16 protein-coding genes and 3 pseudogenes are annotated in these 22,064 nt (G+C 41.3%); 7 read left to right on the top strand and 12 right to left on the bottom strand.

Going from position 1 to position 22,064, the window contains the following annotated elements; translation table 11 throughout:
* The first annotated feature begins 67 nt into the window (after positions 1–67).
* The 5 genes from LC048_RS00455 to LC048_RS00435 all read left to right on the top strand — a co-directional run bounded on the left by LC048_RS00455 (position 68) and on the right by LC048_RS00435 (position 6,487).
* The gene (locus LC048_RS00455; protein WP_226601558.1) at positions 68–1,081 is read left to right on the top strand and encodes an LCP family protein; all 1,014 of its coding nucleotides are present in this window, start codon (positions 68–70) and stop codon (positions 1,079–1,081) included.
* A gap of 180 nt (positions 1,082–1,261) precedes the next feature.
* A complete protein-coding gene (locus LC048_RS00450; RefSeq protein ID WP_306049149.1) occupies positions 1,262–4,105 on the top strand; it encodes an N-acetylmuramoyl-L-alanine amidase family protein in 2,844 nt (947 codons plus the stop codon).
* A 118-nt stretch (positions 4,106–4,223) separates the two neighbouring features.
* Positions 4,224–4,955, top strand: a complete 732-nt coding sequence (locus LC048_RS00445; RefSeq protein ID WP_226601556.1) for an SH3 domain-containing protein — start codon at positions 4,224–4,226, stop codon at positions 4,953–4,955.
* 1 nt (position 4,956) lies between these two features.
* Positions 4,957–5,355, top strand: coding sequence for a hypothetical protein (locus LC048_RS00440; RefSeq protein ID WP_306049147.1), 399 nt, complete (start codon positions 4,957–4,959; stop codon positions 5,353–5,355).
* Positions 5,279–6,487, top strand: a complete 1,209-nt coding sequence (locus tag LC048_RS00435; protein WP_306049146.1) for a SpoIID/LytB domain-containing protein — start codon at positions 5,279–5,281, stop codon at positions 6,485–6,487. The genes LC048_RS00440 and LC048_RS00435 overlap by 77 nt, the downstream gene beginning before the upstream one ends.
* Positions 6,488–6,508: 21 nt before the next feature.
* On the opposite strand, the pseudogene LC048_RS00430 reads toward LC048_RS00435, so the two are convergent.
* From LC048_RS00430 to LC048_RS00390, 9 genes and pseudogenes are all read right to left on the bottom strand, one after another.
* A pseudogene (locus LC048_RS00430) lies at positions 6,509–7,751 on the bottom strand (glycosyltransferase family 4 protein).
* A 93-nt stretch (positions 7,752–7,844) separates the two neighbouring features.
* Positions 7,845–8,855 carry a glycosyltransferase gene (locus tag LC048_RS00425; protein WP_306049144.1) on the bottom strand — a complete coding sequence of 337 codons (1,011 nt, stop codon included), beginning with the start codon at positions 8,853–8,855 and terminating at the stop codon, positions 7,845–7,847.
* Positions 8,856–8,912: 57 nt separating this feature from the next.
* Complete coding sequence (locus tag LC048_RS00420; protein WP_226601552.1) at positions 8,913–10,022, bottom strand: glycosyltransferase; 1,110 nt, start codon at positions 10,020–10,022, stop codon at positions 8,913–8,915.
* Positions 10,023–10,052: 30 nt separating this feature from the next.
* Entirely contained in the window at positions 10,053–11,120 is a 1,068-nt protein-coding gene (gene wecB / locus LC048_RS00415; RefSeq protein ID WP_306049142.1) for a non-hydrolyzing UDP-N-acetylglucosamine 2-epimerase, read from the bottom strand.
* Positions 11,121–11,229: 109 nt separating this feature from the next.
* Positions 11,230–11,961 carry an acyltransferase gene (locus LC048_RS00410; RefSeq protein WP_226601550.1) on the bottom strand — a complete coding sequence of 244 codons (732 nt, stop codon included), beginning with the start codon at positions 11,959–11,961 and terminating at the stop codon, positions 11,230–11,232.
* Between the two features lie 24 nt (positions 11,962–11,985).
* Positions 11,986–13,301: pseudogene (locus tag LC048_RS00405) on the bottom strand (nucleotide sugar dehydrogenase).
* Between the two features lie 13 nt (positions 13,302–13,314).
* Positions 13,315–14,328, bottom strand: a complete 1,014-nt coding sequence (locus LC048_RS00400) for a Gfo/Idh/MocA family protein (RefSeq protein WP_226601548.1) — start codon at positions 14,326–14,328, stop codon at positions 13,315–13,317.
* An 80-nt stretch (positions 14,329–14,408) separates the two neighbouring features.
* Positions 14,409–15,522 (bottom strand): annotated as a pseudogene (locus LC048_RS00395) (DegT/DnrJ/EryC1/StrS family aminotransferase).
* A gap of 204 nt (positions 15,523–15,726) precedes the next feature.
* Entirely contained in the window at positions 15,727–16,803 is a 1,077-nt protein-coding gene (locus LC048_RS00390; protein WP_226601546.1) for a glycosyltransferase family 4 protein, read from the bottom strand.
* 594 nt (positions 16,804–17,397) lie between these two features.
* On the opposite strand from LC048_RS00390, the gene LC048_RS00385 reads away from it, so the two are divergent.
* Complete coding sequence (locus LC048_RS00385) at positions 17,398–17,829, top strand: sulfatase-like hydrolase/transferase (protein ID WP_306049140.1); 432 nt, start codon at positions 17,398–17,400, stop codon at positions 17,827–17,829.
* Positions 17,830–17,845: 16 nt separating this feature from the next.
* On the top strand, positions 17,846–18,163 hold the full coding sequence (locus tag LC048_RS00380) for a hypothetical protein (protein ID WP_306049139.1): 318 nt from the start codon (positions 17,846–17,848) through the stop codon (positions 18,161–18,163).
* A gap of 652 nt (positions 18,164–18,815) precedes the next feature.
* On the opposite strand, the gene LC048_RS00375 is transcribed toward LC048_RS00380, so the two are convergent.
* The 3 genes from LC048_RS00375 to LC048_RS00365 form a co-directional block, all read right to left on the bottom strand.
* Positions 18,816–19,964, bottom strand: a complete 1,149-nt coding sequence (locus LC048_RS00375; protein WP_306049138.1) for an O-antigen ligase family protein — start codon at positions 19,962–19,964, stop codon at positions 18,816–18,818.
* A gap of 101 nt (positions 19,965–20,065) precedes the next feature.
* Positions 20,066–21,217, bottom strand: a complete 1,152-nt coding sequence (locus tag LC048_RS00370; RefSeq protein WP_226601543.1) for a glycosyltransferase — start codon at positions 21,215–21,217, stop codon at positions 20,066–20,068.
* Positions 21,214–22,059 (bottom strand): lipid II flippase MurJ, encoded by an 846-nt coding sequence (locus tag LC048_RS00365; protein ID WP_306049136.1) that lies wholly within the window; start codon positions 22,057–22,059, stop codon positions 21,214–21,216. Before LC048_RS00365 ends, LC048_RS00370 begins: the two co-directional genes overlap by 4 nt.
* Positions 22,060–22,064: the final 5 nt, after the last annotated feature.

Genomic DNA, 22,064 nt, shown 5'->3' with positions numbered 1-22,064 from the left:
CGCCCTAATAAAGATTCGGTAAAATAAAGTATTGTAGTGTAAATTGACTAAAGAAGCGGGGATTAATATGTCCAATTCAAGAGCGGTATTAAGGAAAAAGAGGAAGAAGCGAATCCTGCGGTTATCGCTGCTCTTTGTTTTTTTAAGCCTATTTGCAGCAGGAATATTATTTGCTATTGATATATTTTACAGCGGGTACAAAGCAACTGACAGTATTTACCAAAAACTAGGACCCGAAAAGAACCAGCGGGCTGAAGAAGTTGAGGTCACAAAAGACCCATTTACCATATTACTTGTTGGTCTTGAGAATCAGGAAGGCGGAAAAGGACGTTCCGACGTTATTATGATGATTTCAGTGAATCCCCAAACAGAAGAAATTACGATGTTAAGTATCCCTCGTGATACTCGCACATTCATTCCAGATGCAGGATATGAAGATAAAATCACTCATTCTTACGGACACAACGGTATTACTTCAACAATAGATACGGTAGAAGAAATGATTGATGTACCAGTTGATTATTTTATTACGACCAATTTTGAAGGGTTTGAAGATATTGTAGATACGCTTGGTGGTGTGACTGTGGATGTCCCATTTGACTTCCAAGCACAGCTAACCGGAAGTTTAAAGTGGAAAAAGTATTATGAGGGCGAGATGGACTTGAACGGAAATGAAGCGCTCGCTTATGTAAGAATGCGTAAATCAGACCCACGGGGAGATCTTGGGCGTAATGAACGTCAACAACAGGTCATTAAGGAAATAATAGATGAAGGAACTTCCTTCTCATCTATCACTAAAATTGATGATATCCTTAACGATCTGGGAGAGAATGTAAAGACCAATATCCCTCCATCTAAGTTCGCAAGCTTTGTCAAACTTTATTCAAAATTAAAGAATACACAAATCAACCAGCTTTCGCTAAAAGGTTATGATGATTATATTGATGATGTTTATTATTATATTCCTGATCAGGACTCCTTAAATGAAATCACCTTATCAATCAACCAGACTTTAGATGGTGAAAGTTCCTACAATTCATCAGAAGATACAGGATTAAATACTGCAAACAATGACAACTAACCCCAGTTTTTGGGGTTTTTTTATTTTTCCTTTAATTCCCATTAAACCCTCAAACCCTTATTCCGATAATAAAAACAACATGGATGTCTATTATTCTACTACTTTCGACAGGTTGGAATATTTGACATCCTCTGATAAAATGTTACAAGTTAAACAATTTAGTTACAATGGAGGTAAATCGTGAAAAAAATAATTGCTTCATCTGTATTGTCGACAGCTTTACTATTCCCTTCACTTTCATGGTCCGAGGAATTAAAACTGCCGGCGAATATGGTTGTCGAGCAGAAAGTTGAAGTCCGTAAAGGTGCCACTACGAGTTATCCAATTGTTGAGTACATTGACCCCGGCCAAAAAGTACCTGTTATCGGCCAATTCACTAACACTTCTGGCGAGATATGGTACAGAGTTGACTTAGGTGATGTTTTAGGCTGGAGTCCCGCAAGTAAATTTGCGGAGCCTAATGTAACCGGAAGTATCGGTATAGTTAATGGTGATAATGTGAATGTTCGTCGTAGGGCCGATATATCGTATGCCTCCATCGCAAAAATATCAACTGGTAGACAAGTAAAAATAATTGATAGCTTCATAAATTCCAGCGGTGAAATTTGGTACAGAATTGAATTCGATGGGAATGTCGGATGGATCTTATCTAGTTTAGTAGATGTCCAATCTACAACTACTGCACCTGCTCCCAGCTATTCTACTAAAACAATTCAGGTTGACAAATCCGCGGTCAGAAAAGGTGCCGATGACAGCTATTCCGTCGTTACATACGTAAACAGCGGTCAGTCTGTTAAAGTCATCGGTGCTTTCACTAACTCTAAAGGTGAAAAGTGGTCGCGTCTTGATCTTGGCAATAACGTTTTGGGATGGGTAAATGATACCGCTTTTGTTAAAGCTGCTTTTACAGCTATTACTAAAACCATACAGGTTGACAAATCCGAGGTCAGAAAAGGCGCGGATGGAAGTTATTCTGTTGTTACATACGTAAACAGCGGGCAGTCTGTTAAAGTCATTGATGCTTTCACCAACTCTAAGGGTGAAAAGTGGTCACGGTTGAATCTTGGTAACAATGTTTTTGGTTGGGTGAACGATAGGGCTTTTGTCAAACCTGCTTTTACAGCAATCACAAAAACTATCCAAGTCGATAAATCAGCAGTCAGAAAAGGTGCGGATGACAGCTATTCCGTCGTTACATATGTAAACAGCGGGCAGTCTGTTAAAGTCATTGATGCTTTCACCAACTCTAAGGGTGAAAAGTGGTCACGGTTGGATCTTGGTAACAATGTTTTTGGATGGGTGAACGATAGGGCTTTTGTCAAACCTGCTTTTACAGCTATCACGAAAACTATCCAAGTCGATAAATCAGCAGTCAGAAAAGGTGCGGATGACAGCTATTCCGTCGTTACATATGTAAACAGCGGGCAGCCTGTTAAAGTCATCGATGCTTTCACCAACTCTAAAGGTGAAAAGTGGTCACGCCTTGACCTTGGCAACAACGTTTTTGGATGGGTCAGCGATATAGCATTTGTAAAGCAAACCGTTGGACTTCCTGCTATCGGAACAACTGTTTACGGTAAAGCTGACAGTGTGACTGTAAGAAGAGGTGCATCAACTTCTTATACCGGAGTTGCTACATTAAAGCTTAATCAGGCTGCAAAGATTGTAGCCCATTATACAGGCACGGACGGTGTGAGCTGGTTAAGACTGGAGCTAAGCCCCAACCTACTGGGATGGGTTCCCGCAAGCTCTGTAATGACATCAAAGGCAGTCATAACTACTCAATATGTAGGAACCAAAAACGCAGTCCTCCGTTCAGGAGCCTCTTACAGCTATAAAGTCACTGAAAATCTTCCTTACTTTAGTAAAGTAACCGTTCTTGACCAATTCACTGGAACATCGGGTGATCTATGGTATCGAATCAAGGCAGCGAACGGAAACGTAGGCTGGGTGCCTGGATATGAATTAGTAGTTTCAAAGAGTGACTATACATTGCGTTACGCTTTAAATAACGCGCCACTTCGCCGGGGAGCATCGACAAGCTATTCTGCCATTGCCACACTGCCGGAGAATGAAGCATTGATTGTCCTAAGATCGTTGGGAGATTGGTTGAATGTTGAGACGCAGGCTGGAGTGAGAGGCTGGATATATGAATCACAAACTTCAGCAACCTCTATGAAAAGATTGATAGAACCAACAGCTCCAATCATCAATGGGGATCAATATTTAATGTGGAAGAAGCCTGCAAACTTCAAGCCTTCCTATCAAGTTTTGTCATTCGACCGAATCAAAATCAATGGAGGTTTGACAGATATTACACTTCCTCCTTTTGCGGTGAAAGGAATCAAGTCTGTTGAAATTATCCAGTCAAGTACGTTTGAAAAATCAGCAATCATAACTTTTGAGCCAGGATATACTTATACTCTTCGCAATGATAGTGATAAATTGTCGATTAAAGTGATCACAACTGGATTAAAAGGCAAAAAGATTGTCGTTGACGCTGGCCATGGCGGAAAAGACAGTGGCGCAATCGGACCTTCAGGTTTAATGGAAAAGACCGTGAACCTCGGTACTGCCTTACTTTTAAAACAAGAACTTGAGAAATATGGTGCAATAGTTAGGTTAACAAGAAGCACAGACGTCTTTTTAGAACTATATGAGAGGACAGATATTGCCAATACTTCAGATTATGATGCTTTTATAAGTATCCATGCTGATTCTTATAGCAGCACGTCCAGAGGTTCATCTACTTTCTATAATACAAGTGTAAACTTCAATGGACCGCAGAGTGCAGAGATGGCAAAATCAATCCAGACAAATATGGTCGCTGCATTATCCACATATAACCGTGGAGTCTACAATCAAGGCTTGTTTGTAAACAGAATGAATGAATTGCCTAGTATTTTAGTTGAATTAGCTTTTATGTCTAATCCAACAGAAGAAAAATTACTGGCAACAGATGCATTCCGCCAAAAAGCAGCTGTCGGAATAAGAAATGGATTAGAGGAATACTTTGGAAATTAACAAAATTGTAAACTCTATATCCATTACTATATTGTTATGGTAATCTACTAAAGAATTTTATTACTATTTTACCCAATTCTTATCATTCTAAACAATTTTCTAGGGGGAAATTTTCAAAATGAAAAAGTATAAAAAGATCGTCGCTGCTGGTGCGTTATCTGTCGGAATTGGAGCAGGTGCAATCCTTTTCACACCTTCTGGAATGAACGCTAGCACGAATGTTGTTTTGGCAAGCGTTGACTGGGTTAATTCCCAAATAAGCCCTGTTAATTCTAAGCTTTCTACTTTGGAATCGAAAGTAAATACAATGCAGTCAAAGATTACTACACTCGAGTCCCAAAATGCAGCACAGCAAAAAGAGATTGATAGTCTTGAAGCAAAGCTTGGAGGCGGAACTACAACAACACCACCGCCAACAACAGGAACTCTTCCTGCTTATGTTTATCCAAATAAGAGCTCTGTTACAGTACATAGGGGTGCAGACAGATCATACGCTGTTGTTGCTACTGTGACTGCCGGCCAGACGGTAAAAGTCGTTGATTCCTTCAAGGCAAGCACTGGAACATGGTATAGAGTTCAACTTTCATCTACTGTGCTCGGATGGGTTTACGGCGGGGATGTTTCAACAACAAAACCGGCTAGCACTGAAAAAACCGTTACAACTACAGGGGAAGTTTACATCCGAAGAGGTGCTACAACAAAATACGAAGCTTATACACTCGTTCCAAAAGGAACAGTTCTAAAGTATCTTGGATCATTCAAAAATAGCGATGGTGAAACATGGTATAATGTCGAAACGTCAACAGGCATCAGAGGCTGGATGTTCAGTGGGCTTGGGCAGGTGAACTAAAGTGAAGAAATTATTTTCACTTTTAGCGATTTTCACCATTCTAATAGGAAGCAATACGAGTCCTGCTCATGCAGTTGAAGTGAAGTCATACCCAAATAAAGTTAATGTGTCTGTTCACCTGGCAACCAGCCTGACGATGACTTTGAATACTTCTTATCAGTTGTTTAACAGGGATACAAGCAAAACTCACACCATCCCTTCAAATACTGTGCTTACTGTAAAAAAAGAAACAAGCGGAATTACTGTAACATATACAGGATTCAGCCAGACTTCGGCAAAAGGCTTTGATGTAAAAGAAATGATCAGTTCAAAGCAAATTGCTATTGCCAATATCGATACAGCAATCCGTCGGGGGGGCGACTTCCGATTACGAAGCGGTAAAAACCCTGAAAAAAGGTGAAGCGGCTGACTATCTTTCCTCTTTTACCAACAACAGTAATGAAGTTTGGTACAGAGTAACTTCTGGTTCTGATACGGGCTGGGTGCTGGCGAGTACGGTATCTCTTGATTCAACGAATGCCACTCCGCTGACGAAATTAAGCAACGGCCTAACTTATCGAGGCAGTTTCTATCTCTATCCTAACGGAACAAAGGTACAAGTAATTAACTACCTGGATATGGAAGACTACTTAAAAGGTGTTGTCCCTAGTGAAATGCCTGCATCATGGCATAAGGAAGCATTAAAAGCACAAGCAATCGCAGCAAGAAGCTACGCTGCTAATATGATGACGTTGACAGACAGTGCGGCAAGCCAGGTATATAGAGGCTACACTGCTGAAGATTCAAGAACAAATGCGGCAATCCATGAAACCGCTGGTGTGATGGTCCGCTATAACGGCAAACCGATCCAAACCTTCTTCCATTCAACGAGCGGCGGCCGTACGGCAAACGTTTGGGATGTATGGAATTCCAGCAAGGAATATTATCCTTACCTGGCTTCTGTTGAGGATCCATATGAAAAGTCTCCATACAGCAATTGGAGTGCACCATACTCAGCTGGGACAATTTTGAAATCATTTGGATTCAGCGAAACGGACAAGTTGTATGACATCACAGTCACCAAGAAAGGTGTTAACGGTGAAATCGGAAGTGTCACTGTAAAAACATCTGCTGGCGATAAAACTGTCACCGGCAATGAAAGTGTGATAAGGAAGCTTTTCCCGATTCAGAATTCCAACGTTTACGGCTACTTATATTCTAACTGGTTCACAATGAAAGCTGCTAAAACAGATATCGGCATTTCTGCACAAACAAATTCAGGAACAGTAACAATATCTGATCTTGCCGACCAAACAGTCCAGACAACAAGCGGGCAAGTGAAATTAACAGATTCAAATGTGACAATCCAGACCTCCTCTGGCGTTATTTCGACTGAAGGAAATGGCGAGGTATCCTCCGTCACCTTGACTGGAAAAGGCTGGGGACACAGAATTGGAATGAGCCAATACGGAGCAAAAGGTTTTGCCGAAAATGGGTGGACTGCAGAAAGAATCTTGAAGCATTATTTTACTGGTACTACAGTATCTAAATAAGCAAAAAGCATCGACATTTTATTATGTCGATGCTTTTTTCATTTCACCTTTATTTAAATGAGATACTAAATCGTCCACGATACTTTTCCAGGAATATTGGTCAACAGCCAATTTCCGTCCGTTTTGGGACATGATTTTGTAATCAACTTCCGAAACCGCCACCAACTCTCTTACGGCAGCAGCAATATCTTCTGGATTTTCAGGTGGAGCAATTTTACCACAATTGTATTCCTCAAGAATAGAGGCACTCTCCCCTTCTCCACAGTACAAGACCGGTGTACCAGTTGAGATGGCAGGGAAAATTTTCGATGGCCTCGCCCCCTTAAAGAGTGCGATATTACGTAAAGAGACAATGCTGTAATCAGCAACAGAAAACATCCTTGGCATTTCTGAGACAGGAACAGACCCATAGAAAGTCACATTATCCAATTGAAGTTCTTCTTTCATGGATACAAGCTTTTCCCATTCCTGTCCATCACCAACAAACAGAAAATGTGCGTCCGGAGTATCTTCCTTCACAAGAGCTGCAGCCTCAAGGACTGAATCCAATCCCTGAGCATAGCCAAGTGTTCCCCCCGTACATAAACACCTTCTTGCCTGTTAGTTTCAACTCTTTAATCAGATCATGATCAGGCTTCATTGGACTGAAGGTATTTGTGTTCACTCCATTAGGAAGCAAGAACACATCTTCAGGCTTTTTCCCTTTGCGGATCATATAATCCCTGATTCCATCAGTTGCAGTCGCTATCTTCCATGACTTTTTATACAGGAAATTCTCTAGCCATTCAGCCATGCGAATAAAGGGTTTATTTTTTAGAATCCCGAGTTCCACCGCCGACTCAGGCCAAATATCCGCAACATTGAAAACGAACTTTGCCCGCTTAAGCTTGGCTCCAATGTACCCGGAAATCCCTAAAAATAAAGGCGGGGAATTACAGATGATGACATCGGTTGGCTTAGCTTTAGCCAGAGAGTAAAAGGCACTGAATGTGAACGAAAAATAGGATGCAAGCCTCTTCCAGAAGCTGCCCTTTGGTGACGGATAGATCCATGATCGATGGACAGGAATCCCGTCCCAATTTTCGTATAAATAAAACATTCCCTTATACTCATCCGGAATGACACCCTTAGGATGGTGAGGAAAGGCAGTCAAAACCTCCACCTGGTGCCCCCGTTCAATTAATTCCTTACTGACCTCATACACCCTAATTTGTGGTGCACCCGTTTCAGGGGGAAAATGCTGGCATAAATAGATAATTCTCATTTTCCCAACTCCATTAAGTAAATTTCTAGATAAATAAAAAATAATTCAAACTAAATTACACTCTCATTGACAACTGGCTTATTTCCTATTGGTTCACTCTTGAGCAATTTTATTCTTATATAGTTTAACCATATAGTCAGCATTATCATTCCAGTCATAGTTTTGACGGACATGCTCTATGCCCCGCTTTCCCATTTTCACTCGAAGTTCTTCATCCTTTAGAAGCTTATCAAGGGCTTGAGCCAGCTCTTCTGGATTACCACGAGGCACAATAAAGCCTGTCTCATTTTCCAGGACAACTTCTTTCAGACCATCAACATCTGAAACCACGACAGGAATGCCGCAGGCCATTGCCTCAACTGCGGTAACCCCAAAGCTATCTTCGTATGATGGCATTGCCACGATATCCATCTCTTTCATATATTGGGGAACCATCGTATTAGGAACCCGGCCGATGAACTTAACTTTTTCATCGATTTCCAATTCATGGGTTAACTGCTCATACTCTTCGCGCATTGACCCATCTCCAAGTATATGGAGTTCAAGACTTTCGAACTTAGGCTTTAAGATGGCAAAAGCCTTAAAAAGATCCCGGAAACCATAGATGTCATCCAGCCCTTTTGCAATCCCAACCACCAATTTACCTTTGTTGACATCTTCCTTAGGTGAGAATAGGGATAGGTTAACACCAAAAGGCGTTACTTCAATCTTCTTATTAGTATACTTAGCTGTTTCCTTAGCCATCGTCTTACTGGTGGAGCAAATGATCTCAGCCCTTCCCAGGGAGAATTCTACAATCCTTCGGTTCAGGCTGCTCTTTTTAGGAAACTTGTAGATATCCGTACCCCATACTGATACAAAGAAAGGTTGATAGTTAGCGAGGGCACCAACAAAGCCGTAGCTCGAAACAAAATGGGCATGAAGGATATCCGGTTTCAATTCTGCCAGTATCTTTCTTAATGCCAAAACAGCTGGCAAGTACGAAAGCTTGCCAGGCAAGGTTTTCGGCAGTACCAAAGTTTTAACTTCTCTGGCGTTCTCTGCAGAATAATGGTCCTTAAATGTGACAACGGTAACATCAAGACCGTGCTCTTTGAAGTACATGGCCCACTTATGTGTGTGCGAGAGGACTTTCCAGGTGAAAATAGGACAACTTTCATGTTACTCACTCCCAACAAGAGAATTTTTCACTTTCTCAACTCTTGCCAGCCAGGAATGATTTTTCATGAAGGTTTCCTGGATATTATTCTGGTATTGTTCAAGGCTGCCCATCATTTCTTCAATTGCTCTTGCCATTGATTTTTCCTCGTCTTCACAGATGATGCCATATCCATTTTCACTCAAGAAACGCTTCTGGGCATCACAAGCGGTTGCGACGATCGGAAGATTATTGGATAAATACTCAACAAGCTTCACAGGCATTGAGAAGTTCTGGTATTCAGTACACTTTCTCGGAATTAAGGCAAAATCAACTTCTCTATATAACTCATCAAGCTTCTCGCCGCTAATATGCTGCACTTCGATGCCTAATTTTGTAAGCTGCTCTTTTTGCTGGTCTGTCAATGATTCAAATTCCGGCTGCCTGCAGACAATAGTCAAGTCACATCTTTGCTTTTCTTTGTTAATGATTTCAAAAGCTCCCATTAGTAAATCGAAACCGTAGTCTTCTCCTTTTATGGCACCTACATATATTGCATGGAAGGGCTCACCATGAGGTTCTTTATCTAAAATGTCCACTTTCTTCCCGCCGGGAGGCAGATCAGCCATTGGCCTTTCAATGTCAACATACTTTCCCATTTCCAGGCTTGGAAGGAAAATCACATCACAATATTTTTCATAAAATTTCTCTTCAATTTTATAAATCGATTGCATTATCGTCTTCTTGTAGCCCTTAAGCGGGTAGATATGGTCGAACTTCCAATAGACATCCCTGTAAAAGACTCCAACAGGTACATTCTTTGACTTTAAGAACGCAAGAATCTGACGGTCGATAAATGGATGCTTCGGTTTATGGCCTGGATCTGTCAGCCACAGAGGAATCGTCTGGTTTTCCATATAGCAAAACCAGAGATCATCAAACGCACCGGATGAAAGATGTTGCCGGAATTGCTGGCGACGTTCCTTCGTAGTTCCAGATATTAATATCACATTAACTTCATTCTGTTCTCCCCATGCCTCGAATGCCTTTTTCATCTCAAGCGGTCTCAGCTTGGAACCGCTGTTTGCTTCTTTGGCCAGAGCAAAGGGGTAATAAACGAGTACTGTTTTCATCTTTAATCTCCCCACTGACATTTAGTGGTCTTAGTTCTGTTCAGATGTTGCTAGAATTTCTACGATTTTATTTGCAGCTTTCCCATCTCCAAAAACATCCTTGTACTCTGGAGAAACATTCTTCTTAACCGCCTCTACTATCTTGGCAGTTTCTGTGCCAACCAGGATATTTGCTTCAGATTCAAGCGTCTCTACCCACTCAGTCTGTTCCCTCACTGTTACACACGGGACCTTCATGAAGTAAGCTTCTTTTTGTACACCGCCAGAATCCGTAACGATTTTCTTTGCGTTGGAAACAAGTGTCAGCATGTCCAGATAACCTACTGGATCAATTACCTTTAAGCCAGGTACCGAATCGATATTAATACCATAATCAGCAAGCTTATGCTTCGTACGCGGATGGATTGGCCAGACCTTTGTTTCTTCGATTTGAGAGAAGGCATCAAGGATATTTTTCATTATTTCTACATCATCCGTATTCTCCGCTCGGTGGATGGTGATTAGGTGGTAGCCCTTCTGATCAAGATCATTATCCTGAAGGACAGTTGATTTTTCTTCAGCCAGCTCCTGGTTATAAAGAACGGCATCATACATAACATCGCCAATATTATAAACATTTCTGGTGATGTTTTCATTCTTGAGGTTTACTACTCCAGTCTCGGTAGGGCTGAATAAGTATTCTGATACATGGTCTGTCATAATCCTGTTGATTTCTTCAGGCATTTTCTTATTGAAGCTTCTCAATCCAGCTTCGATGTGGATGACAGGAACATGAAGCTTCGCCGCCACAAGAGAGCCTGCAAGAGTTGAATTTGTATCTCCATAAACCATGAGATAATCAGGGCTTTCTTTGAGGACGATTTCCTCGATCTTCGCCATCATTTCCCCTGTTTGCTTTCCATGATTGCCGGAACCTACGCCAAGTAAATAATCAGGCTTTGGTATGTTCAGCTCTTCGAAAAAGATATCAGACATATTGCTGTCATAATGCTGTCCAGTATGGATGATCAATTCCTCGTGAGATTCTCGCAAAACACGTGAAACAGGAGCTGCTTTAATGAATTGAGTCCTTGCCCCAAGCACAGTTAAAATCTTCATTTTGAACCTTCCTTTATAAGTAATCTTATCTTTAAGGTTTCCCAATCGCAGGTTAAACCTTCGTTAAAATACGTAAAGGAGCGATTCCGCTCCTAAACGCTTAAAAGATTTATAACAGTTCACGTTCGTCAACCATGCGAACGAATTTTGCCGGAACACCTTTAATCAGAGTTTTTGGCTCTGTATTTTTCGTGACAAGTGCGCCAGCAGCAATGAAGGTTTCTTCTTCCACAACTATTCCAGGCAATAGAATCGACGCTCCGCCCACACGAGCGCCTTTCTTGACTGTAGCGCCTTTAATTTTATCGAATCGCTCTTCTGTTCTTCCCATCAAGTTGTCATTCGTAGTTGTCACGCAAGGAGCGATGAAAACCTGCTCTTCCAGTGTTGTATACGCTGTAATATAGGAATTGGACTGAATTTTTGTACGGTCGCCGATTTTTACGTAATTTTCTACAGTGACGCCGCGTCCGACAATGACGTAATTACCAATCTCGACATTTTCCCTTACACTTGCCAGGTCAGCAATCAGGGTGTCCGATCCAATTTTTGCACCGCGGTAAATGACAGCATTGGCACCAACAGTTACTCCTTCGCCAAGCTCAAGTGCAGGAATTGAATCTGCCAACTTAACAGTACTGGTTTTAGCAGGTTTTGGCGGTTTCCCGACAACCGCTCCATCTGCGATAGTAGTTCCATCGCCAATTACTGTGCCTTCATGGATTGTCACACGGTTGCCAATGACAACATCCTTTCCAAGCTTTACATCCTTTTCTACAACTGAAAAATATCCAACTTTTACGGTTTCATCCAGTTTCGCTGATGGGTCGATAAAATTCATAAAAGGCTCTCCCTTAACTTCGTTTTATAGTTTGATGTATTTGTTAGGCTTTTCAATGTCTTTAAGAGCATTTCGAGTATCAAAAATAACTTTGCTTTCCTTAGCGATCATTTCATAATCAAAATCAGTATGGTCTGTAGTTACCAGGACAAGGTCTGCTTCTCTAAGCAATTCTTGTGTCATTTCAACAGTTTCTACTTTCGCACCGCAAGATTTAAATGAAGACACATACGGGTCGACAACTTTGTAGTCAGCACCATGGTCATTTAAAAGCTCTACAATTTTAAGAACTGGGGATTCGCGGACATCATCAATATCCTTCTTATAAGCTACACCTAGAATTACTACTTTGGAACCGCGCAATGCCTTTCCATCCTCATTCAAAACTTGCATTGAACGTGTGATGACGTATTCTGGCATGCTGTTGTTGATTTCACCGGCAAGCTCGATCAAACGAGTGTGGTAATTATATTCACGTGCCTTCCAAGTCAGATAGAATGGATCGATTGGAATACAGTGACCGCCTAGTCCAGGGCCCGGATAGAACGCCATGAAGCCGTATGGCTTTGTTTTAGCTGCGTCAATCACTTCCCAAACATCAATGCCCATTTTTTCGCATAGAATGGCCATTTCGTTAGCAAGAGCGATATTAATGTGACGGAATGTGTTTTCAAAAATCTTTTCCATTTCAGCAATCGCAGGGCTGGAAACTTCGAACACATCACCTTCAAGTACATTACGGTAAAGTGCAGACGCTACCTTTGTACAGTTCTCTGTGATTCCGCCGACAACCTTTGGTGTATTCTTCGTCTTGAATTGCTTGTTACCTGGGTCAACGCGTTCAGGTGAGTAGGCAATAAATACAGTTTCACCAGTAACAAGGTGCCTTTCTCTTCTAATGCTGGCTTAACGATTTCTTCCGTTGTGCCTGGATAAGTAGTTGACTCAAGCACTACAAGCATTCCTTCATGAGCATACTTTGCAATTTCTTTTGACGAGCTTTCAACGTAGGAAGTATCTGGCTGCTGGTAGATGTCCAACGGAGTAGGTACACAGATTGCGACCGCATCAACATCCTGGATCCTTGCATAGTCAGTTGTTGCCTCTAGCATTCCTTCCTTAATCATGTCTGCCAGGTCCTGATCGACAACATCTCCTATATAGTTAATACCCATGTTAACTTGTTCCACACGTGAAGCCTGAACATCGAATCCAATTACCTTATAACCTGCTTTTGCTTTCTCAACAGCAAGCGGAAGTCCAACATACCCTAATCCTACTACACCGATAACTGCTTCTTTATTCTCAATTTTTTTCGTAAGAGTTTCATAATGGCTCATTTTAAGTTCTCCTTTATTGTAATACTACTTTTTTTCCTGTTTCTGCTGATTCCAGAATAGCGAGGATGAGCTTCACAGGTGCAAGACCATCTTCCCCGTTAACAATAGGCGCTCTATCTTCATTGATTGCTTCAATCATATCTTCAATAATACATTGATGTCCCGGTTTTTCAAAAGGATCTTCCTTTACCTTCTCTGCAATTGCTTTAGAATCTTCTTCTGTAGTATCTTCAAAATCCCATGTTTCAATGAAATTTGCTGTGCTGCCGCTAATTTTGGCAGAACCAGTCTCCCCAAAAATCGCTAACGATTCTTCCAGGTTCTTTGGAAAAACCGTTGTTGCGGCTTCAATCAACCCTATAGCTCCACTCTTGAATTGAACAACCGCAGCAGCGACATCCTCTGTCTCAATTTTCCGGAGTCGAGTGGCGGTCATAGCCTGAACAGATTCAACAGGTCCTATCAGCCAAAGCAAAAGGTCTAAGTCATGGATTGCCTGGTTCATCAATACCCCGCCGTCAAACTCTTTCGTACCTCGCCATGCTGCCTGATCATAGTAATCCTGGTTCCGATTCCAGCGGACAGTGGCATTCGCATGGCTTAATGTACCGAATGAGCCCGCATCCATTTTTGCCTTCATAGCCTGAACCGCCGGGCGGAACCGATTTGGATGGACAATTGCAAGCTTGACGCCATTTATCTCAGCATCCTTAAGCATGCTTTGTGCATCTTCCAATTTGAGAGCCATCGGCTTTTCGACAATGATATGACGTTTATGCTCAGCAACGATTTTTGTCAGCTTTGCATGAAGCCCGGAAGGTACACATATATTTACAACATGAATTTCCGGATTCTCTTCCAGCATTTGACCAAGGTCAGTATATTTCTTTACCTCATCGCCAGCATCCTGCATCCTCACTGGATCTGTGTCGCAGATCGCATACAAGTTGGCTTCCGCTGCCTGTTCAATCGCTTCAACATGTTTTTTTGCAATATGCCCCATGCCTACAATTGCAAAATTGATCAAGGTAAAATTCCTCCTGACTTAAGATCCAAAATGTACGCAAAGAAAACGCCCCTTATGTATGGCGGCGCTTTCTCCACTACTTATTTACCATAGAATTCGGCAATTTTCGCCACAACATATTCTTGCTGTTCCGTTTTCAGTTCAGGGAACATTGGAAGAGAAATAGCTTCTCTAGCGGCCTTTTCAGTTTCAGGCAGGTCGCCTTCCTTATATCCAAGATCGGCAAATACCGGCTGAACATGGAGAGGAAGCGGATAATACACCATTGTTGCTACTCCCTGTTCCTTCAGATAGCTCTGCAGTTCATCCCGGTTTTCAACACGAAGTGTATACTGGTGGAAAACGTGATGATTGCCTTCTTTTTCAACAGGTGTTACGACTAAATCACCCAGTTTTTCTTTTAATAGTGAGGTATAAGTGCTTGCCTTTTCTCTTCTTAAGTCACTCCATCTGTCAAGATGAGGGAATTTAACATTAAGCACAGCTGCTTGCAATTCATCCAGGCGGCTATTGTAACCAAGTACATGATGATAGTACTTAGGCTTGCTGCCATGAACCCTGATGACACGGGACTTTTCGGCAATGTCAGCATCATCTGTTACAAGCATTCCGCCGTCACCGTATGCACCCAGGTTTTTCGTTGGGAAGAAGCTGTAAGTAGCCGCAGATCCCAACTCTCCTACAGACTTGCCATTGTGCTTTGCACCGATGGCCTGTGCAGCATCTTCTACTACACCTAGATCATGCTTCTTGGCAATTTCAGCGATTCTTTCCATATCAGCCATTTGTCCATAAAGGTGGACAGGAATGATCGCTTTTGTGTTCTCTGTAATCGCAGCTTCAATCTTTTCAGGATCAATATTGAAGGTTAACGGATCGATATCGACGTAGACCGGCTTTGCGCCAGCACGGACAATTGCACCGCCCGTTGCAAAAAAAAGTGAAGGCTGTAGTGATAACTTCATCCCCAGGGCCAATACCCATGGCCTGCAGGGCAATATGTATAGCATCGCTGCCATTGCCGCACCCGATACCGTATGAAACATTGCTGTATTTCGCCACATCTTCTTCCAACTTCTTCACATTATCTCCAAGGATAAAACGCGAAGATCCCATTACCTGGTCCAAAACTTCCAATACTTCTGTTCTTAATTCCTGATATTGTTCACTAAGATCTAACATAGGCACTTTCATGAGTATTCCTCCATGATATGAAAAAATATATTAAAAATCACGTCTTAGTTTAACACATTTTAAAAAAATCATTAATTTATACATTTGAATAATTTTAGTACTTTTATTTCAGGATACTATGTATAAAACAGGTATACAGGGAAATAATATCCTTATAAAAACGAAAGATACCGTTTGTACGGTGAACCGCACAAACGGCATTATTCAGTTATTCCGGCCGAAAGACCTCTTTCCTGTCATCTTCCTGTAGATTGTCAAGAAAGGTCTGTATCGTTCATGCACAAGTCCAATTACTTCGGCAATGACTTCTGTTATGACTAAAAGACCGAAGATGATGAAGATAGTTCCCCACATCGTGGACTCAGACAAAATCAGCGCGCTGATTCCAAACAGAATTCCAAAAGCATAGATGGCCAATACCGTATTTCGATGAGACAGTCCTAATGCAAGCAATCGATGGTGCAAATGAGACTTATCCGGTGAAGAAATCGGCCTTTTATTCGCTATTCTGCGGATAATCGCAAATGTAGTATCGAAGACCGGTACTCCAAGTATAATTACCGGTACAATAAAACTGAATAACGTAACACTTTTATATAAGCCAAGCAATGACAAGATCGAAATACAATAACCCAGGAACAATGCCCCTGTATCACCCATAAAGATCTTTGCAGGGTGAAAGTTATAAAAAAGGAAACCAATAATGCTTCCGATCAAGATCAGTGAAAACGTAAAGATAAGCTGTGCTCCAGCCAATCCTGCCATCACTGCGATAGTTGTTATCCCTATCGCTGAAATACCTGCAGAAAGACCATCCAACCCATCAATCAAATTAATGGCATTTGTGAATGCCACAATCCAAAAAATCGTGATTGGATAACTCCAGATCCCAAGCTCGAAATTCCCCACATAAGGGATGGTCAAAAGATCTACAGTGAGGCCGCTGAAGGCAATTAAACTTGCCACTACTATTTGACCAAGAAATTTAACCTTTGCTGATAACTCATATTTGTCATCCAGCATTCCAAGAATGACGATCAGGATGGCTCCAACTGTGATAGCTGTTACCTTTTCATTGTGGAGCCCTCCAGAAAAGTAGCCTGCAGCTGCTCCAATGAAGATCGCCAGCCCACCCAGGCGCGGCATAACCTTCGCATGGACTTTTCGGTAATTCGGCTTATCTACTGCCCCAATTTTTATGGCGAGTTTTATGACTAACGGTGTTACAACCAAGACTGTGACCAGGGAGACGAAAAAAGCAATAAACGCTTGAATGTACATAATTTAATCACCTGTTGTATCAGTTTGTTTTATCCTTCCCAATCCATTCATATCGTATCACAATTCCCTATTTAAGCAACGATTTTTTAAATGGAAGCCGGGTGTGCAGTTTCTCCTGGAAAGCCTTTCTTTTCTTTCCCCTAAATAAAGTTTTTAAAACAACAACATTATAGACGATGGATTAGTGGAAAAGTTTCAAATTCTAATCCTTTTTCTGATTTCTATAAATCCAAAACCAATAAATTTAACTCTAGAAGAATTTTGTCGAAATAGCCATTTCATGCGAGTTAAATTTACTAACTAACTTGTCAATTTCATTACTTTTGTTGCCTCATTGTTTCAATCACCCTATTCAGGCTGATTCGATCCTTATACTCTTCGGATTCACGTCATAATTTTCGTCGCAAAACCTATTGATTAAATAAAACCTTATAATTCCAAATCCCTATTACCAGCAACCATTATTGAAAGATGCATAACGATTTATTATAACCAATAAATGTTTATTTTACTTTAATTTTGTGTAAATTTACCTTAAACAATTATATAATCTGAAACACACAAAGCAGGATAGAGGGAAGGGATTATTTTTTGATGAATATAGATAAAAAATACTGGTTTCGCACAGCTGTTCTTATATTTTTCATCGCCATTGCATCGATGAAACGATCGATAGCCCTTTTTTATAATTTCATCGTAACATTGACCAATCATCGGCCATTTGGCCTTCCTGAGGAGTACCAATACCTTGACCTCCCAGAAAGATTCGATGATACTGCTACCGGGCATTATCTCCAGAGTGTCTATTATTTCGACCAGGCACTCGGAAAGTTCATTGAAGATTTGAAGGCGGAAGGGATTCGGGAAGATAGAATCTTTGTGGTGTACGGTGACCATTATGGACCTATTCCAAAGGATAAAAAAGAAATACAAAAACTGCTTGATGTCACTTTTAATGAAAAAGAGCGGTTCAGAGTCCCGCTGATCATCCACCCCCCCTGGACAGTCAGAAGGCAGTGTCAATGAGATTGTCTCAAGCCAGATGAATATCTATCCTACGATCAGCTCCCTGCTGGGAATTGAACGGCCGCTGGTACAGTTTGGAAAGACATTGGGCGTGAAACAGGAAGGTTTTGCAGGATTCGCCTATGAAACAACAAGGTACAGCTTCTTTTCTGATGAAGTTGACTATGCAGCATTCCATGATTGGGTATTCGAGTCCGGGAAATGCATTGACAATAGCACTCAAGAGGAAACAGACATTGAAGCATGCCGCCCAGGCTTTCATATGTTATATAAAGACATAGAAGCTTCAAGCTTCATGCTAGAGAACAATCTAATCCCCAGCATGGCAAAATAAAAAAGCATTAGGATTAACGGGTTCAGCCTTCTCGAATACAAAGACTAAAATAGCGCACTAATTAGCAACTGAATTAGACAGATTCTTTTGTTTGTATATATGGTGGTTAATAAATTGAACTCCTTTTAACATACTGACAAAGGTTTTTATGCCGATTTGGGTGCTAAAAATGATATTTGAATTACCAGGGGGTACTGTGCTTGAGAGGTGGAGTGAAGCAGACATTCTTCCTTTTGCTTAATTGAGTAACCACGTGACCGGTTAAATAAGTGGAGTTTTTCCGCTTATTCTGCAGAATTGAGCTCCGTTCGGGGATATAAGCGGAGTTTTTCCGAATAAGCAAAGAAAAATGGTCCATTTTCATTTTTTTCGAATAAATAGGCGGAATTTTTCCGTCTATTTAAGTTATTTTTCACTCCCTTTCCTCAATAAGAGGAATTTCTCCGCTTATCTTAGTGGTTCCTGGTGATGCCTGACAATTTATTTGTAAATCACTTAACTGACCTTGTAATATAAAAATGCTTGGAGCAGTCTCCAAGCATTTTTATTTGCTAATTTTCACTTGCCAAATTGCTTGTTAACTCAAATGCGAATTGCTGTATAAAAAGCAATGTTCATTCGTATTTTGTACTTCAAAACAGAATACGTTGCCCTATGTTGCTTTTCTTGTATGCTTAGCAATAAACGCCAGGGCGACTCCGTAAAAGAACCACATCGGCCAGAAATAGAACAGGCTGCTTGGGCCAAGACAGGCAATCACGAAGCCCATATAGCTCATCAATAGTGATAAAGATAAGAGTTTGTTTCCCGTATCAGATTCATACATAAAGAAGAGCCGAACGACAATAAAGAGGAAAAATGCCACATAGCCTGCAAATACCATCAACCCGTAGCTGCTAAGAACCTCCAGCCACCAGTTATGCGGATTTGTAAATCCGCCAGTCAGGAATATATCCTCATAAATACGAAACGGAAAATTCCCCGGGCCAACACCAAGCATGGCGGATTGAAATGTTGCATAGAATCCATTCATGTAAAGGTTGAAGCGATGTGAAGCCGATCCGCGCCCTTCCCTTATTCCCTCGAACAAATCTACATTCAACAGGGTAGGAAACACGTACCATGCGAGAATGCCAATCAAAATCGGGCTTAGAATCAATGCAATTCGCGCACCCTTTTTCACCTGATTAAATAATGCAATTAAACCGAAAGCGGTAATCTGAAGGATAATTGCAATCAGGCTTAACCTTGAATCATTCAAGTAATTAACAGCAATAATAGCTACGATGGCTAAGAAGTTAATTAATTTAGTCGAAAAGGGTTTCCTTAAAAGCCTTGTCATAAAGAATGGCAGGACAAGGACCAAAAACACAGACAAATCATTCTCATTATAAAAGAAGGCCGTTGCCCTGCGAAGATCCATTTCATTGAATCTCTCCGCCTCAATTACATACCTGGAGGTTGGCAGATGGATATCAAATGCAAGCTCAAGCAATGCAATAAACACAATCGCTGCACCAGCCAGCCAGATCGATTCGGAGATCCAAAAGTCCGTTACTTTTTGCAGAAGGTAAACGACTACCACAATCAACAGGATGAACAAGAAGAAGTAGTACAATTCCTTGATCGCTGCTGATTTGCTGAATGACCAGGTAACAGCCATAGCACCGTAATAAAACCAGATTCCCAAAAAGATCAACGGGAACTTTATTCCTGATAAATCCAAGGTGTCCTTCTTTACAATAAGCCTTAGTATCATAATGGCAAAAACGGTCAGAATGGCCATTCTTAATAACGTCATTCTCAGAGGTCCTATAGGTATATTAATAAAGAAAGAATCTAAAAAGATTAAAACAAATATACCTAAGTACGCTGTAAGTTTCCAATTCATGATTTATACCTCTATAAAAGACTATGATAAACTTCTACTATTTTTCCCACGATTACTTCTTCGCTGAACCTGTTCTCACAATCTTTGCGGATTGCTGCTAGGTTATACTCATGGTACTGATGATATAATTGCTGCATTGCCTTGCTTAATTCTTCAATATCATCAACTGGAACGAGGAACCCGTTCTTGTCATTTACAATCGATTCAGGGCCTCCAGAACTGGTAGAGACCACTGGCTTCCCACTGGCAAGCGCCTCAATAAGCACAACACCGAAGGTCTCAAACTTGCTCGCCAAGACGAAAGCATCACAATTTTGCATTTGAGCTACTACTTGTTGGCGGTCAAGCCTGCCTAAAAATTGCACCTGGGCTTCAATGCCAAGCTCTTTTGCAAGTTCAACCAGCTCGTCCATCTGCTGGCCATCTCCGCCAATGACAAGTTCAACATCGTCACCCTTAAACCCCTTCGCAAAGCTCTTGATCAAAATATCCATCCCTTTGTTGGAGGTGAGGAATGCCAAAGAAAGAAATCGGAACCTGTCTTTCTGGCTGTCCTTGCGCCTATTATTTTGAAAGGCTTTATAATCCACGATATTGGGAATTTCAAGAACGTGTTTATCCGTATACTTTTGCATTTCTTTCTTTAAGCTTGGCCCAACGGAGATGATACCATCAGCCTTATTGAGAGTTTTCGCCACTTCCTTTTTCTCATAAGGCTTTAGCAAGTCTCTTACCAGTTTACTGGAATGCTCGGTGACAACAAGCGGAATATTCTCTTCCTCTGCAATTTTGGCAGCTGCCCAGCCACCCCAAAGTACTGAGTGGGCATGAATGATGTCAGGCTTGCCATCTTTACGGACCATTTCCTTAAAAAGCTTCTTCAGCCGGCTGTAATAAACAAAGGCGTTGGAAAAGGGAACTCTTGCCGGCAGCGGATTATAGGTTTTATAACGATATACCTTTAAACCGTCTTCCTCAGCAATTTGTACACCTTGCTTCCAGCTGCTGCTGTATGAACGCAGTGTCCGAATTTCAGGATACAGCACCATTACCTGGCAGCCATGCTTCTTCAAAGCAATTGCCTGCTCTTTAAAAAAGATTCCAAGAATCTTGTTTTCTTCCGTTGGATACCATGAAGGGATGATCAAGACTTTCATGTTCATGATCTCATCCTTTTTCTGATTATTTTCTTATATGCATCGATATCTTCTTTTTGCAGGATGATGAACTTGCTATAAGGCAAGCCAGTCTCCTTTTTGAACAATACCATTTTAATAAGAGTACTTAGACTATAAGTGACAGATGTGCTGATGGCTGCTCCGGAAATCCCGATTTTCGGGATGAGCAAAAAGTTCAGCACAATGTTGGATGCAACTGTAAAAATCGAAGTATACATATTAAGCTCCGGTTTCCCTCTCCCAGCAAGGTCATTCGACAGAATCCGATCAACGGAAAAAAGGACAATACCAGGCAAGAGCATTTTTAGTATATCCGAACTTCTATCAAATGCCTCGCCGAAAAGCAGGCTGAAAATCAAGTTGCTCGCAAGGTAAAATACACCACCGCCCAGCACAGAGAAAAATAATACATTCCGGCTGATCGCGCCCGTCAACTTATTTTTGCTTTCGTTATCGGTAGAAGAAGAAATCACTGGATACAACACAGATGAGATCGCCTGCGAGACGATCCACAGTTTTTCAGCTATTGTAACAGCAACCCCGTAAAGACCGACTGCCGCCGGTGTCAGGAACATCGAGATAATAAACATATCTGCTCTATAGTTAATAAAAGAAAGAACATTGCTGAAATGAGCCTTGTAACCGAATTTAAATGAATCCTTAAAATAAGGCCTGGATATTTCACCTGAAAACAAGGTGATATTCAGCCTTTTTCTTAGGAAATACAAAGTTAAAACAAACTGGGCAAGTACACCTATCGTGAATGAGAACACTGTACCTACTAATCCAGTATCCAAAAGAAGCAATAAAAGCGCTAGTGTAAGCAAAGCAA

Origin of the sequence: Mesobacillus subterraneus (genome assembly GCF_020524355.2) — a bacterium.
Lineage (GTDB): Bacteria > Bacillota > Bacilli > Bacillales > Cytobacillaceae > Mesobacillus > Mesobacillus subterraneus_C.
The sequence above is the reverse complement of the archived record's forward strand: the minus strand, read 5'-3'. Positions and strand labels throughout refer to the sequence as shown.